The sequence below is a fragment of the uncultured Methylophaga sp. genome (assembly GCF_947259025.1).
Taxonomy (GTDB): domain Bacteria; phylum Pseudomonadota; class Gammaproteobacteria; order Nitrosococcales; family Methylophagaceae; genus Methylophaga.
Window position 1 is genome coordinate 291,127 of record NZ_CAMYKO010000006.1, and the last position, 15,398, is coordinate 306,524.

A 15,398-nucleotide genomic window follows, 5' to 3' on the forward strand; every position below is an offset into this window, starting at 1 on the left:
CACAGGAAACCAACGATGAACCGTATTGTGTCAAATTGCATTCTGGGCCTGAGCTTGTTGATGCTGGCTGCCTGTGGCTTTCAGCTCAGAGGCCAGACCACCGTCTCGGAAGAGCTGCAAACGCTTTATATTCAGGGGGTTGATACCCGTCAGGATGAATTTGGCGTGGATCTCAAGCGGGCGCTGGTTCGAAACGGCATCACCGTATTGGATGAATACCAGGAAGACGCAGCCCTGTTTACCGTGTTGGAAAACCGCTACAACCGCAATATCCTCTCAGTCGGCTCCGATGCGTTGGTTCGTGAATATGAACTGGAAACCATTGTGATATTCCAGGTCACCGACGATAAGGGTGAACTGATAGGCAGCAAGCAACGCGTAGAAGCGCGTCGGGATTATCAGTTCGATCGCACCCAGATCCTGGCGATGGACGAGCAGGAACGGGTGCTGCGCCAGGATCTCAACAAGCAAATGGTACAAAGCATTCTCAGACGTTTGTCTGTTATGAAATAAACAATGCGACTCAAAGCCGAACAGCTTGACCAAGCATTGCAGCAGGGCCTGCAGCCGGTTTACCTGGTGCATGGTGATGAAGCGTTGCTGGTGGAAGAAACGGCCGATAAAATTCGACAGCGTGCCCGTCAGGCCGGGGCCAATGACCGCGAAGTCTGGCATGTGGAAGGTCGTTTCGACTGGTCACAAATTAAATGGCAGGAACAGAGCCTGTCATTATTTGCCAGCCAGCGTCTGATTGAAATCCGCCTGCCCTCCGGCAGTCCCGGCAAAGACGGCGGCGAAGCTTTGCGCCGCTTTGTTGCCGAGTCCCCCGAGGACACCACGCTGCTGATTATCAGCGGCAAAATCGATAGCCGTTCGCAGAAAGCCAAGTGGTTTACCGAGCTGGATAAGCTCGGCGTCAGCCTGCCAATCTGGCCCGTTGATGCCAGCCACTTGCCGCGCTGGCTGATGCAGCGCATGAAAGATAAGGGATTGCAGGCTGATAGCCGGGTTGCCGCGATTATTGCCGAAAAAGTGGAGGGCAATCTGTTTGCTGCCGCCCAGGAAGTGGACAAACTGGTGTTACTGCATGGCCCTGAGCCACTTGATGTCTCGCTGGTAATGGAATCGGTGGCCGATAATGCCCGCTTTGAAGCCTTTGGCCTGATGGACTCTGTGCTGCTCGGACACAGTGCCCGAATCCCGCGTATAATAAGTCGTTTACAGGGTGAAGGTGTTGATATTCTGGCGGTTTTTTCTGCGGTGTCGTGGACGCTCAGGAGGCTGGTAGATATGGCCAGCAGGCTGCAGCAGGGCGAAGCGCTGGAACGTGTCTTTGCCAGTCAGAAACCACCGGTCTGGGACAGCAAAAAAGCGATGACAAGATCGGCTTTGCAACGCCACAGTGTGCAGCGCTGGCAGCAATTTCTGTCGCAGATGGCCGCTGTCGATCAGTCCGCCAAAGGCATGAATGCGGCCGATCCCTGGCGCTTACTGGAAACTCTCTGCCTGCAGGTCGCAGGCGTCAACATGCCTGAAACCGCTTAATGAAGGAGTCTTTTGTTGGACGTGATTGAATACATGCAGAGTCTGGGACAGCAGGCCCGACAGGCCAGCCGTGCCCTGGCGCGTGCCGGAACTGAAACCAAAAACCGGGCCCTGCTGGCGATGGCTGCTGAAATTCGAAACGCAGCATCCACGCTGAAACGGGAAAACGAACGCGATCTGGAAGCCGGCAAAAATAAAGGCCTTGAAGCCGCGCTGCTGGACAGACTGACGCTGACCGATGCCCGTATCGAGTCCATGGCAGAAGGGCTGGAGCAAATTGCCGCCTTGCCCGATCCGGTGGGTGAAATCAGTGAGATGACTTACCGTCCGTCCGGCATTCAACTGGGCAAAATGCGGGTGCCTTTGGGCGTGGTCGGCATTATTTACGAATCACGGCCCAACGTCACTGCCGATGCCGCAGCTTTGTGCCTGAAATCAGGCAACGCCACCATTTTGCGCGGCGGCAGTGAAGCCATTCACTCCAACCAGGCAATTGCCGCCTGTATCCGCCGTGGGCTGGAACAGGCCGGGCTCCCGGACACGGCCGTGCAGGTGGTGCAGACCACTGACCGGGCTGCAGTGGGTGAGCTTATCACCATGCCCGATTATGTGGATGTGATTGTGCCGCGCGGTGGTAAAAGCCTGATTGAGCGCATCAGCAATGAAGCACGGGTGCCGGTGATCAAACATCTGGACGGTATCTGTCACGTTTATATCGACGGCGAAGCCGATCTGGATATGGCGGAGGATATTGCTTTCAATGCCAAGTGCCACCGTTATGGTGTGTGTAATGCGATGGAAACGCTGTTGGTGGATGAGACGGTGGCAGAGACGATCTTGCCCAGACTGGCAGTGCGTTATGCCGATGAAGGCGTGGAAATGCGTGGCTGTGCCCGTACCCGTGCCATTCTCAAGGATATCAATGCTGCCAGCGACGCCGACTGGGATACCGAGTACCTGGCTCCGATCCTGTCGATTAAAGTGGTTGATGGCCTCGATGCCGCGATGGCGCATATCCATCAGCACAGCTCTGGTCATACCGAATCGATAGTCACCGACAATTACCAGCGGGCGCGTCGCTTCCTGGCCGAGGTCGATTCCAGTTCGGTGATGGTCAATGCCTCGACCCGCTTTGCTGATGGCTTTGAATATGGTCTGGGCGCTGAAATCGGTATTTCCACCGATAAAATTCATGCCCGCGGCCCGGTAGGGCTGGAAGGGCTGACTTCACAGAAATGGATAGTGCTGGGCAGTGGACAAATCAGAGATTAAACCGGCAATTGGCATTCTTGGCGGCACCTTTGACCCGGTGCATTTCGGCCATTTGCGTACTGGCCTGGATGTGGTCGAAGCGCTGGGCCTCGAGCAACTGCGCCTGATTCCCTGTGCTTTGCCTCCCCATCGGGTGGAGCCGGTAGCCAGTCCCCAGGAACGGCGTTTGATGCTGGAACTGGCGATTAAAAATCATCCACGGCTGGTGGTCGATGACCGTGAACTGGATCGGGAAGGCCCTTCCTACACGGTCGATACCCTGCTCAGTTTGCGTGAAGATCTGCCCGATAATCCGCTGTTTGTGTTGATGGGCACGGATGCTTTTTGCAGCCTGAGCTCCTGGTCGCGCTGGCAGCAAATTGCCGAGCTGGCGCATATCGTGGTGATGCAGCGGCCCGAAGAGCCGATGCAAATGAACACGGAGCTGGCTGACTGGTATCAGTCACGCCAGGCGCAGGCCGGTGATGAAACGCTGGCTTACGGCAAGGTCTGGACGATTCCGGTGACGCAATTGGCGATCTCCGCTACCGCTATCCGTGATGCGCTCTACGAGCAACGCGATGTGCGTTATTTATTACCTGATGCAGTGATCACATTGATTGAACAAATGGGGCTGTACCAGCTCAAGCCGCAAGCCAGCTAATGGATAACCTGTTTTTTGTTGCATCCAAACTGCTGTGGGGACTGCTCAGCCCGGTCAATCTGCTGGTCTGGATCCTGTTACTGGCGACACTATTGTTGTGGTTGAACTATGTCAAAGCCGCACGCCGTCTGCTGACATTGCTCACTTTACTGGCCATCACCCTGATGGCCTATCCGGTCAGTGACTGGCTGCTTTATCCGCTGGAAACCCGTTTTGAAAAACCGGCCTCGCTGCCGGATAACATCGACGGCATTATCGTGCTGGGCGGCGCTGAAAATCTCAAACTCTCAGTGGGCTGGCAGGCAGCACAAATGGGCGAGGGCGGTGAACGGATCCTGGCTTCGGCGAAACTCAGCCGTGATTATCCTGACTTACCGATCATTTACACCGGCGGCAGTAATCTGGTGCAGATGCCGGCACTGGATGAGGACGGGCAGGTGTCTCAAATTCTGCTAAGTCAGGCTGGCATCAAAACATCACAGGTTTTGATGGAGAACCGGGCACGCAACACCCATGAAAACTTTGTCATGATCAAGCCGATGCTGCCTGATCCCGAAGGGCGTTATTTGTTGGTGACCTCGGCCTTTCATATGCCTCGATCAGTCGGCGTCGCCCGCAAACAGGGTATTGATGTGATTCCCTACCCGGTGGATTACCGCAGTGCCAGGCCCGAGCAACGCTACTGGGATTTTGATCTGTTTTCTCACCTCAGCGTATTGGAAGTCGCTTGGCACGAATGGATCGGCCTCAGCGCCTATTTCGCCACCGGCAAAAGCGCCGCCTGGTTTCCGGCGCCGCGGTCTCAGGCCCGGGATGAATAAGCGCACACAACAGAGTGCGCCGCTGCGTTACACTATAATTAACCTTAATTGATACGGAGAGCCCCATGCAGGCTGAACAACTCAAATTACTGGTCATTGATGCGCTTGAAGATATCAAGGCCGATGATATCCAGATACTGGATGTCACCGAGATGACCGATGTCACCGATGTGATGATTATTGCCACCGGTAAGACCAGCCGCCAGGTCAAGGCGCTGGCCAATGAAGTGGTGATGCAGGCCAAAGCGGCTGGTGTCCAGCCCCTTGGCGTGGAAGGCGAAACTGTGGGGGAGTGGGCCTTGGTTGATCTGGGTGACGTTATTACTCACATCATGACCCCGCAAACCCGACTGACTTATAACCTGGAGAAACTGTGGAGCGTGCCTGAAGCCGGCGAAAAACGTTCGGCTGATCAGGAATGAAAATCAACCTGGTGGCGGTCGGTAACAAGATGCCGACCTGGGTCACCCAGGCCTTTGATGAGTACAGTCGGCGCCTGCCGCGCGAATGCCAATTGCAACTGCTAGAAATAGCCCCAGCCCGGCGTGGTAAAAATGCCCAGCCTTTACAGTGGATGAAGGAGGAAGCCGAACGCATCCTGGCGGCGATTCCGGATAATCATCGCGTGATCGCACTGGAAGTTACTGGTAAAAGCTGGTCGACCGAAACCCTGTCCCAAAACATGCAGGACTGGCTCAGTGATGGCCGTGATGTCTCACTGATAGTCGGTGGTCCTGATGGTCTGGATCCGCAATGCCTGCAACGCGCTGATCTTAAGTGGTCTTTGTCTGCGCTGACCTTACCGCACCCGCTGGTGCGCATTGTGCTGGCCGAGCAGATTTATCGCGGCTGGACCATCCTGCAAAATCATCCTTATCACCGCTCATGAATTTTCCAGCCATTTACCTGGCATCACGCTCACCGCGGCGGCGCGAACTTCTCCAGCAGATGGCAGTCGATTTTGCTGTTGTTGCGCCTGATATTGATGAGTCGGTACAGGCTGGTGAAACGCCAGAGGCCTACGTCCGTCGTATCGCGGACAACAAGGCCCGGGCCGGTCAGGCTATGCTTTCAGATAGCCCGATGAGGCCGGTGCTGGCAGCGGATACGGCCGTCATCGTCAATAATCGCATTTTTGGTAAACCGGTCGATGACGCTGATGCCCGGCGTATGTTAAAACTGCTTTCAGGCAATACCCACCAGGTGATGACCGCCATCAGTCTGGCGGGCTCAGCAGATCTGCTTCATGCGATATCAGTCAGTGAAGTGCGATTTGCCGCGCTCAGCGAAGCGGATATTGACTGGTATCTCAGTACCGGAGAGGGCAGTGACAAGGCCGGAAGTTATGCGGTGCAAGGACTGGGCGCGATTTTCATTGAACAAATCAAAGGCAGTTATTCCGGCATTATGGGTTTGCCGATCAGGGAAACAGCACAACTATTAAAAATGGACAGCCAGCGTGAGCAGTGAAATTCTAATTAATGTGACCCCCAGCGAGACCCGCGCCGCCGTTGTTGAAAACGGTGTGTTGCAGGAAGTCTTTATAGAGCGCAGTGAGTATCGCGGTCTGGTGGGCAATATCTACAAAGGCAAGGTGTGCCGGGTTTTGCCCGGCATGCAGGCGGCTTTTGTCGAGATTGGCCTGCCAAGGGCCGCCTTTTTACATGTCTCTGATATCTCCATTCCCAAGGGACAAACCGGCGATCTCAAGGAAGCCGCGACCACAGAACCCACTATCAGCAGCCTGCTGCGTGAGGGGCAGGAGATCCTGGTGCAGGTGATTAAAGATCCGATGGGCACCAAAGGGGCGCGGCTTACCACCCAGTTGTCGGTATCATCGCGCTACCTAGTGTATATGCCGGAAACGGAAGGCATTGGCGTATCGCTGAAAATTGAAACCGAGGAAGAGCGCGAAAGATTGAAAAGCTGCCTGACCAGTCTGCTCGATCCCGGCACCGGTGGCTACATCCTCAGAACCGCAGCAGAAGGTGTGTCTGAATCAGAGTTGCAGGCCGATCTGAAATTCCTCTACCGGCTCTGGGGCAAGCTGCAGGAGCGCAAACAATCGGTCAATTGCGGTGAACCCCTGCATGAGGATTTGCCGCTGGCGATGCGGGCCTTACGGGATCTGTTCAATGACGATATTGATCGTATCCGCATTGATGCCGAAGACACTTACCGCAAAGCGGTGCATTTCGCCGAGGGCTTTATGCCTGAATGTGCAATCAGGCTCGAGCATTATGATGGTGAAATGCCCTTGTTTGACCTGTTTGCGGTCGAAGATGAAATTCAGAAAGCGCTGCAACGCAAGGTGCTGCTCAAGTCCGGCGGCTATCTGATTTTTGATCAGACCGAGGCGATGACCACGGTCGATGTGAATACCGGTGGCTTTGTCGGTCACAAGAATCTGGAAGAAACCATATTCAAAACCAATCTGGAAGCGGCTCACGCCATCGCCCGTCAGCTTCGTGTGCGTAATCTGGGCGGTATTATCATTATCGATTTTATCGATATGGAAGAAGTCAGCCATCGTGAACAGGTGTTACGGGCACTGGATAAAGCCATGCTGCAGGATCGCGCTCGTCATAACCTCAGCGCTGTGTCGGAACTGGGCCTGGTAGAAATGACTCGCAAACGAACCCGCGAGAGTTTGGGTCATATCTTATGCGAACCCTGTCCAAGCTGTGATGGCAAGGGCTACACCAAAAACGTGGAAACCATCTGCAATGAGATCTTCCGCGAAATCATGCGTGAAGCCCGCCAGTATGAAACCAAACAGTTTTTGATCCTGGCGTCGCAGGATGTGATTGACCGGCTTAACGATGAGGATTCCACCAAGGTGGCCGAACTGGAGCAGCTGATTGGTAAACCGATTCTGTTTCAGTGCGAAATACAATACGGCCGTGAGCAGTTTAACGTGGTGCTGATGTAGGTAAACCATCGATGCTATTGCGCAGCCTGCATATTGCCAGCCGCCAGCTTTTCTACCTGGCAGTGGTATTGATTATTCTTGCTTTGCTGGCTCTGATCGGTGCGATGTGGCTGTCAGAGCAGGTCGCTGATCGTGAAGATGAAATTGCAGCCTGGGCCAGCGATAAAACCGGCTATCCGGTCAACATCGAACAGGCGGGACTTTACTGGTATGACCTGATCCCGAAACTGGAAGTCCGTGGCATTACCCTGCAGCAGCAAGATCGCAGCGCAGCGATTGCCACAGTGGGGCAGATGTATCTGAGCCTGGATATATTGCAGACGCTGCAGCAGGGCGAACCGGTGGTGGCTGATGCCAGTATTGACCAGGCACGTCTTGCGGTGGAGCGCAGCAGTGACGGCAAATGGCACCTCACCGGACTGGAAAAAGATCGGGCCCGGCGTGGTCAGACCAGCCTGCCTGAGGTGACCCGCTGGCTGAGCTGGCTACGGCAACTGGAACTGACAGATATCCAACTTGCCGTGAATGATCAATTTCAGCCCGCACTGAGCGGCAGTTATCAGCTGCAGCAACTGCAGCTCGACTTCAGTGAGGGACAATGGCAGGCAGATGCTCGGATTATTGTGCCGGAAAAACTGGGCACGGGGTTGACTTTGCAGGGACGCGCCACTATCGATGAAGATTACCGGCTGATTGACTGGCGCGGCAGTGTGGAAACCGCAGCACTGGCCCTGTCACCGCTGCTTGAAACATCGTCGCTCAGAGGTTTGCATATCGCTGCCGGCGAGGTGGCCGGCCGGGCCACCGTCTCCTATACAAATCACGGTCAGCTTGAAGCCGATGCCGATCTGGAAATCACTGAACTCAGTCTTGACAGTAGCATGCAGCAAACCACAGCCGAGCCAGTGGTGTTTGCCAGCCTGCAGGGGCGCCTTAACTTCAGTAAAACCAATGCCAGTTGGCAGTTACAGGGCGATAATATGCAAATCACCGGGGCGGAACAGCCCTGGCCTGTCACGGCTTTTCGTGTTCAGCATGATCAGCAGGGTGAGATTGCGTTCAGTACGGATTATCTGCGTTTAAGTGATATCACGGCCCTCGCTTTGTTGATGCAGGATATGCCTGACTGGCTGGTGAGCGCACAACCGGCCGGTGATATTTATGACCTGACGCTGCGCTATCAGCCTGAGCAGGGGCTTCAGGCGGCCAGCCTGCGCGCTGAGCAACTGGCAGTATTGCCTTGGCAGGATTTTCCGGGCGTAAACGCACTCAGCTTCCAGCTTGACTGGCAGCAGAACCAGGCCCAACTGACTTTGGACAGCCAGCAAACTACCGTTTATGCCGAGGGCTGGCTGGATGAGGCTGTGTTTCTGGACTCCATCAGTGGCCAACTTAACTGGCAACAAAAGCAAGATAACTGGGCGCTGTCAGCAAAAGCGTTGCAGCTATGGAATGAGGATTTAAACCTCAGTCTCAATGGGCGCATTGGGCAGGTAAATCAGCAAATAGATACCGATCTGCGGCTGGATTTGCAGGATGTCAGCGTTAATCGCTGGCGCCGTTACGTACCAAAGAAAATTATCCCTGAAGACTTCGAACAGTGGTCGCGGGAGGCTTTTCGCGAGGGTCTGATCCGCAGCGGCTATATCGTAATGCAAGGCAATCCGGCTGCCTTTCCTTTTGATGAATCACCGGAAGAAGGGCGCTTTGATATGCAGTTTGAGGTGGAAAACACCCAACTGCACTATGCCGAGGGTTGGCCTGATATCAAACAAGTGGATGGCACGATAACCGGTCAGGGCAATAATCTGCTGATTGAGAGCCAGTCCGGCACGATTGCCGACTTTAAATTCAATCAGGTTAAGACCACTATCGACAACCTGGTCAGACCCAAACCGGTGCTGCGGGTAGACGGTCTGCTCAATGGTACAACGCCCGATGCGCTGGCCTTTTTGCAAAACAGCCCGCTTAAACAGCGTTTCGGACAGGTGGCGGACTGGCTGCAGACCAGTGGCAGCAGTGATATCAGTCTGCAATTGATGGTGCCGCTGGTGAATCCGGACAATACGCAGGCGAATGGCCATGTCACCTTTGCTGACAGCGCGCTGAGCACCTCGGCGGTGCCAGGCCTTAAAGTCACGGCCATTAACGGCAAGCTGAATTTTGATAACAACGGGGTGAGCGCCGAGGCGATAACAGCCAAAGCCCTAGAGCAAAACATTTCGGTGGATGTAAAACCTGATTCAGGTCAGACCGCAGTGGTCATTAACGGCCGGGCTGGTATCCCGGCGCTGCGCCAGCAGTGGCCGGAATTTATCCCGGCGTTTGTCAGTGGTGAAAGTGCTTACCAGGCCCGTGTTGCTATCAATGAACCCGAGCCCGGCCAGTTTGATGTAGCCGTCAATGTGCAGTCAGATTTGGCGGGGATTGCTATTAATACCCCGTCGCCACTGGGTAAAACCGCCAATCAGCCGATCATGCTGCGGCTCAACATTGATAACCGTGATCAGACGGTTTACCGGCTGAGTCTGGATAATTGGCTCAAGACCGCCTTATCTTTTTCAAATGACAGTCTCAATGGGGAGGTAAGGCTTGGTGGTGAGTCTGCACGTGCCGGTGGTCAAGGCCTACGCATCAACGGCCGGCTTGAACAACTCAACCTGGATGAGTGGCTGGACTGGCAGAGCGAAATGCCGGCGACCACTGCCAAGTCAGCGATACCCGTCAGCGCGCTGGATGTCCGCATCCAGCAACTGCAAATAGCCAGGCAAAAGATAAAAGATATTGCCATTTCAGCGAGTCAGACTGCGGGGCAGTGGCAAATTGGCTTGAACTCGACGCAAATCAAGGGCGATATTCAGTGGCCTCATACGCTTTCCAATCAGCGGCCCCTCAATGTAGAACTAGCACATTTGCATCTCGACCTCGAACAGTCAACTGATGAAGTTCCGTCCAGTGAGTCTGAGCTGTGGCCGCCGTTGAGGCTGGAAATCAATGAATTGGAACTGGACGACATTCGTCTGGGGCAGCTGAGCCTGCGGGCCAATCAGCAGCCTGATAGCTGGGTGCTGGAGTCGGCCAGCCTGACCTCACCGGTGTTGCAGGCGTCGATTAACGGTCGCTGGAGTAGGGCTGGGACAGTCGACCAGAGTCGCTTTGAGATTGTGGCGTCCAGTGATGATCTGCAAGCCCTGCTGGCTTATTACGGTTACCAGGAGGTCATCGAAGCCAACCAGGTACAACTGAACAGTCAGCTTAACTGGCCGGGCGCGCCCGGCGACTTTTCCCTGGCATCTATGCAAGGGGACATGGCACTGAGCGTCGGGCGTGGCAGCCTGATAGAAGTTGAGCCCGGTGCGGCTGGCCGTATCTTCGGTCTGCTCAGCATTGCTGCCATACCGCGTCGTCTGGCACTGGATTTCAGTGACTTATTTGGTAAGGGCTTTGATTTCAGGGCCATTAGTGGTGATTTTAGCTTTGCCAACGGTATCGCCCGCACCAGCAATCTGGTGATGCAGGGCGACTCTGCTTTGATAGAAGTAACCGGCCCTATTAACCTGGTCGAACGCAGCTATGATCAGATTGTTAAAGTGACACCCAAAGTATCATCAACCTTGCCACTGGCCGGGGCCGTGGCCGGCGGACCGGTGGGGCTGGGTGTGGGTACGGCGATTCTGCTGTTTGATAAACTGGCCGGTGATATTTTTGACCGTGAGTTGGTCAATCTGATCAGCTACAGTTATCAATTGAGCGGACCCTGGGAAAATCCGCGTCTGAAAGTGCTGACGCCGGACAATGAGCAGAGGCCAATAAACCCCTAAATCTGCTATCATAATGGGTTTGAAGCGACAGCGATTTTCTAGTTGATGAAAGCATCGATTTCCGAACAAGTACAACAGCAGTTATTACTGCCGGCAGGCCTGACTGAGAATGATCTGGAGCAGGCGCTGAGTGCCACCATGACCGGCGGCGTTGATTATGCCGATTTGTATTTTCAGCAGTCGCGCCAGGAAAGCTGGGTGCTGGAAGACGGCATTATCAAAGATGGTGGCTACCACCTGGAACAGGGCGTCGGCGTGCGCGCTTGCAGCGGCGAAAAAACCGGCTTTGCCTATTCCGATGATCTGGTTTTACCGGCTCTGCAACAGGCGGCCAGTGCGGCGCAGGCGATTTCCCGCCAGGGTAGCGACAAACAGGTCGCCGTCTGGAAAAAACAGACCAGTCCGGCATTGTATAGCAGTCAGGATCCGATTCTGGCCCTGAGCGTGGAAGATAAACTTGCTCTGCTGCGTGAAGCGGATGCAGCGGCCCGCGCTGCTGACCCCAGAGTAAAGCAGGTGACCGTCAGCCTGGCAGGCGAACTCGATACTGTATTGATCGCCGCCAGTGACGGCACCTATGCCAATGATATCCGGCCGCTGATCAGATTGAATGTCAGTGTGATCGTCGAGTCCGACGGTCGCCGTGAGCGAGGCAGTGCCGGTGGTGGCCGGCGTATGGATTACCGTTATTTCCGCGATAATGATATGGCGCGAGGCTATGCCCATGAGGCAGTCCGCATTGCTCTGGTCAACCTGGAAGCGATTCCTGCGCCGGCGGGCACTATGCCGGTCGTGCTGGGCAGCGGCTGGCCCGGTGTGCTGTTGCATGAAGCGGTGGGCCACGGCCTGGAAGGCGATTTTAACCGCCGTGGCACTTCGACCTTCTCCGGACGAATGGGCGAACAGGTCGCTTCACCGCTCTGTACCGTAGTGGATGACGGCACGCTGGAATTCAGACGCGGCTCGCTTAATGTGGATGATGAAGGTGAGGTCACCCAGCACACCACGTTGATTGAGAAAGGTCGTTTGGTTGGCTATATGCAGGACAAACATAATGCCAGACTGATGGGCGTCAAAAGCACCGGTAATGGCCGCCGCGAGTCTTATGCTCACCTGCCCATGCCGCGAATGACCAACACCTACATGCTGCCCGGTGAACACAAGTCTGAAGAAGTCATTGCTTCCGTTGATAAAGGCATTTACGCCGTTAACTTCGGTGGTGGCCAGGTAGATATTACGTCGGGTAAATTTGTGTTCTCCACCAGTGAAGCCTACCTCATCGAAAATGGCAAAATCACCCGGCCGGTTAAAGGGGCGACCCTGATTGGTAACGGCCCGGAAGTGATGCAGGGTATTTCGATGGTGGCTGATGATCTGGCGCTCGATAGTGGCGTAGGTAACTGTGGCAAGGAAGGACAGAGCGTGCCGGTTGGTGTCGGTCAACCTACGTTGAAAGTCGATGCATTAACGGTGGGCGGAACAGCATAACAATGGCACAACAACACAAAGCGGTCGCCCTGATTTCCGGCGGCCTGGACTCAATGCTGGCAGTGCGTGTAATGCAGGAGCAGGGGATTGAAGTTGAAGGCATCAACTTCTTTACCGGTTTTTGCGTGGAAGGCCACACTCATGCCATTCGCAATCAGGACAAGAACAAACCCAAACGTAATAATGCCTTATGGGTGGCTGAACAGCTGGGCATCAAGCTGCACATTGTGGATGTCATTGAAGAATACAAAGACGTGCTGCTCAATCCCAAACATGGTTATGGCGCCAATATGAACCCCTGCCTAGACTGCAAGATCTTTATGGTCGGCAAGGCAGTGGAATGGGTCAAGGAGCACCATAAAGACGGTTTTGACTTTATTATTACCGGTGAAGTCATCGGTCAGCGACCGATGTCGCAGCGCAGTGACACCATGCCGCTGGTATCAGAAGAGTCGGGTGCCGAAGATCTGTTGCTGCGTCCTTTATGTGCCAAAAACCTGCCCGAGACCAAACCTGAGCGTGAGGGCTGGGTCGATCGTGACAAGCTGTATGACTTCCATGGCCGCAACCGAAAACCGCAAATCGCGCTGGCCAAATCATTCGGCCTTAATGACTTTGCGTCACCGGCGGGCGGTTGCTGCTTCCTCACTGACAAGAGTTATTCCGACAAACTGGTTGATCTGTGGCAGGCGCGTAACAGCCGTGATTACGAGATGGACGACATCATGCTGCTCAAGGTGGGCCGGCATATTCGCCCCACACCCGAGTTCAAGCTGATCATTGCCCGCGATGCCGGCGAAAGCAAATTTCTGGAAGGCTACCGCAAACAGTTTGCCAGTATCTATTCCACCAGTCATAGTGGGCCGATGGCACTGGTCGATGGTGATTTGGAGCCGGAACAATACCAGTTGGCGGCGGCCATCGTTGCCCGTTATGGCAAGGGGCGAAGTGCGGATGAAGTGGAACTTAGTCTGACAATTCCCGACCGCACCAGCCTGACGATTAAAACCGCGCCGATGGAAACACAAGCGGTCATGCAGGAGTGGTATGTATGAACCGTGAGCAACTGGATGCGCGCCGCCTGTTATGCCCGATGCCGGTGATCAAAGCACAGAACCGTATCGCCAGCATGCAGCCCGGTGATGAGCTGGATGTGATTTGTACCGATCCGGGCGCTTTGAATGATATACCGGCCTGGGCACGGATCAATGGTCACGAAGTCGTTGAGTCGCATCAGCATGACGACGAAATCCGGATAACGGTTCGTGTTGGTGCATAGCACTAAAATGGTGCTTATAGCTATAACTATGCACCATAGTAGTGCTAATGTATGGTGCGCCTGCACCTAAATGGTTGATTTTTATTGGTGGCAGAAGTTGGCGTGATTTCTGCTGTAACCAGTCGCGAGTTTTATTTGCACGCCTTAAGTGCAGTTTTTATAAATTGGAGAAGTTAAATGTCAGTCGAAAAAGTGCTTCAGATGATCAAAGACGAGGACGTCAAGTTTGTTGACTTCCGTTTCACCGATTCGCGCGGTAAAGAGCAGCATGTGTCTTACCCTGCGCACACCATTGATGAAGACAGCTTCACCGAAGGTGCGATGTTCGACGGCTCGTCAGTAGCGGGTTGGAAAGGCATTAACGAATCAGACATGATCCTGATGCCGGATCCGGAAACAGCCGTACTTGATCCATTTATGGACGACATGACGCTGATCATTACATGTGATGTCGTTGAGCCAGCCACCATGCAGGGTTACGAGCGTGATCCACGTTCTGTTGCCAATCGTGCTGAAGCTTACATGAAGTCAACCGGTTTGGCTGACACCGCTTTCTTCGGCCCTGAGAATGAATTCTTTGTACTGGATGATGTTCGCTGGGGCAGCGATATTTCAGGTTCTTTCTATAAAGTTGATTCTGACGAGTCTTCCTGGAATACCGAAAAAGTCTTCGCTGACGGTAACAAAGGTCACCGTCCAAGCGTGAAAGGCGGTTATTTCCCTGTACCTCCTGTAGATTCACTGCAGGACGTGCGTAGTGCCATGTGCCTGACACTGGAAGAAATGGGCCAAACCACCGAAGTGCATCACCACGAAGTGGCGACTGCCGGTCAATGTGAAATCGGTTCCAAGTTCAACACGCTGGTGAAAAAAGCTGACGAAGTACAGCAACTGAAATATGTGATTCACAACGTGGCGCACGCATACGGTAAAACTGCTACCTTCATGCCTAAGCCGCTGGTAGGTGATAACGGTAACGGTATGCACGTGCACATGTCGCTGTCCAAAGACGGTGAAAACCTGTTCTCCGGTAACAAATACGGTGGTCTGTCTGAAACCGCTTTGTATTACATCGGTGGTGTGATCAAGCACGCCCAGGCCCTGAACGCCTTCACTAACTCTTCAACCAACAGCTACAAGCGTCTGGTTCCGGGTTTTGAAGCGCCGATTATGCTGGCTTACTCAGCCCGTAACCGTTCAGCCTCTATCCGTATTCCTTTTGTGAACAATCCAAAAGGTCGTCGTATTGAAGTGCGTTTCCCGGATTCAACAGCCAACCCTTACCTGGCATTCTCTGCACTGCTGATGGCTGGTCTTGATGGTATCAAGAACAAAATTCATCCTGGTGATGCAATGGACAAGGATCTCTATGACCTGCCGGCTGAAGAAGCGAAGTCTATCCCACAAGTCTGCCATTCACTGGATCAGGCGCTGGATGCACTGGACAAAGACCGTGAATTCCTGACTGCAGGTGGTGTCTTCACCGACGATATGATCGATGGCTTCATCGAACTGAAAATGGAAGAAGTCACCCGTCTGCGTATGGAAACTCACCCGGCAGAATTTGACCTGTACTACAGCGTCTAATTTGCCACGG

The 15,398-nt window shown here is 54.1% G+C and carries 14 protein-coding genes; all 14 read left to right on the plus strand.

Annotation, left to right across the window (positions count from 1 at the left end):
* Nucleotides 1-15: 15 nt before the first annotated feature.
* The gene (gene lptE, locus Q0X64_RS11505) at nucleotides 16-513 is read left to right on the plus strand and encodes an LPS assembly lipoprotein LptE (RefSeq protein ID WP_297813079.1); all 498 of its coding nucleotides are present in this window, start codon (nucleotides 16-18) and stop codon (nucleotides 511-513) included.
* 3 nt (nucleotides 514-516) lie between these two features.
* Complete coding sequence (gene holA / locus Q0X64_RS11510; RefSeq protein ID WP_297813082.1) at nucleotides 517-1,545, plus strand: DNA polymerase III subunit delta; 1,029 nt, start codon at nucleotides 517-519, stop codon at nucleotides 1,543-1,545.
* Between the two features lie 15 nt (nucleotides 1,546-1,560).
* Nucleotides 1,561-2,817, plus strand: a complete 1,257-nt coding sequence (locus tag Q0X64_RS11515) for a glutamate-5-semialdehyde dehydrogenase (protein WP_297813294.1) — start codon at nucleotides 1,561-1,563, stop codon at nucleotides 2,815-2,817.
* Nucleotides 2,798-3,460 carry a nicotinate-nucleotide adenylyltransferase gene (gene nadD / locus Q0X64_RS11520; RefSeq protein WP_297813085.1) on the plus strand — a complete coding sequence of 221 codons (663 nt, stop codon included), beginning with the start codon at nucleotides 2,798-2,800 and terminating at the stop codon, nucleotides 3,458-3,460. Before Q0X64_RS11515 ends, nadD begins: the two co-directional genes overlap by 20 nt.
* Nucleotides 3,460-4,281 carry a YdcF family protein gene (locus Q0X64_RS11525; RefSeq protein ID WP_297813088.1) on the plus strand — a complete coding sequence of 274 codons (822 nt, stop codon included), beginning with the start codon at nucleotides 3,460-3,462 and terminating at the stop codon, nucleotides 4,279-4,281. Before nadD ends, Q0X64_RS11525 begins: the two co-directional genes overlap by 1 nt.
* A 65-nt stretch (nucleotides 4,282-4,346) precedes the next feature.
* Nucleotides 4,347-4,703: a ribosome silencing factor gene (gene rsfS / locus Q0X64_RS11530; protein ID WP_297813091.1), complete on the plus strand. Its 357-nt coding sequence runs from the start codon at nucleotides 4,347-4,349 to the stop codon at nucleotides 4,701-4,703.
* Entirely contained in the window at nucleotides 4,700-5,170 is a 471-nt protein-coding gene (gene rlmH / locus Q0X64_RS11535) for a 23S rRNA (pseudouridine(1915)-N(3))-methyltransferase RlmH (protein ID WP_297813094.1), read from the plus strand. The genes rsfS and rlmH overlap by 4 nt, the downstream gene beginning before the upstream one ends.
* Entirely contained in the window at nucleotides 5,167-5,751 is a 585-nt protein-coding gene (locus Q0X64_RS11540) for a nucleoside triphosphate pyrophosphatase (RefSeq protein ID WP_297813097.1), read from the plus strand. Before rlmH ends, Q0X64_RS11540 begins: the two co-directional genes overlap by 4 nt.
* On the plus strand, nucleotides 5,741-7,213 hold the full coding sequence (gene rng / locus Q0X64_RS11545) for a ribonuclease G (protein WP_297813100.1): 1,473 nt from the start codon (nucleotides 5,741-5,743) through the stop codon (nucleotides 7,211-7,213). Before Q0X64_RS11540 ends, rng begins: the two co-directional genes overlap by 11 nt.
* Nucleotides 7,214-7,224: 11 nt before the next feature.
* Nucleotides 7,225-11,034: a YhdP family protein gene (locus Q0X64_RS11550; protein WP_297813103.1), complete on the plus strand. Its 3,810-nt coding sequence runs from the start codon at nucleotides 7,225-7,227 to the stop codon at nucleotides 11,032-11,034.
* A gap of 45 nt (nucleotides 11,035-11,079) precedes the next feature.
* A complete protein-coding gene (gene tldD, locus Q0X64_RS11555; RefSeq protein ID WP_297813105.1) occupies nucleotides 11,080-12,522 on the plus strand; it encodes a metalloprotease TldD in 1,443 nt (480 codons plus the stop codon).
* Nucleotides 12,523-12,524: 2 nt separating this feature from the next.
* Nucleotides 12,525-13,577 (plus strand): tRNA (5-methylaminomethyl-2-thiouridylate)-methyltransferase, encoded by a 1,053-nt coding sequence (locus Q0X64_RS11560; RefSeq protein WP_297813108.1) that lies wholly within the window; start codon nucleotides 12,525-12,527, stop codon nucleotides 13,575-13,577.
* The gene (locus tag Q0X64_RS11565; protein WP_297813111.1) at nucleotides 13,574-13,801 is read left to right on the plus strand and encodes a sulfurtransferase TusA family protein; all 228 of its coding nucleotides are present in this window, start codon (nucleotides 13,574-13,576) and stop codon (nucleotides 13,799-13,801) included. Before Q0X64_RS11560 ends, Q0X64_RS11565 begins: the two co-directional genes overlap by 4 nt.
* A 177-nt stretch (nucleotides 13,802-13,978) precedes the next feature.
* A complete protein-coding gene (gene glnA, locus Q0X64_RS11570) occupies nucleotides 13,979-15,388 on the plus strand; it encodes a glutamate--ammonia ligase (RefSeq protein WP_297813114.1) in 1,410 nt (469 codons plus the stop codon).
* Nucleotides 15,389-15,398 lie beyond the last annotated feature (10 nt).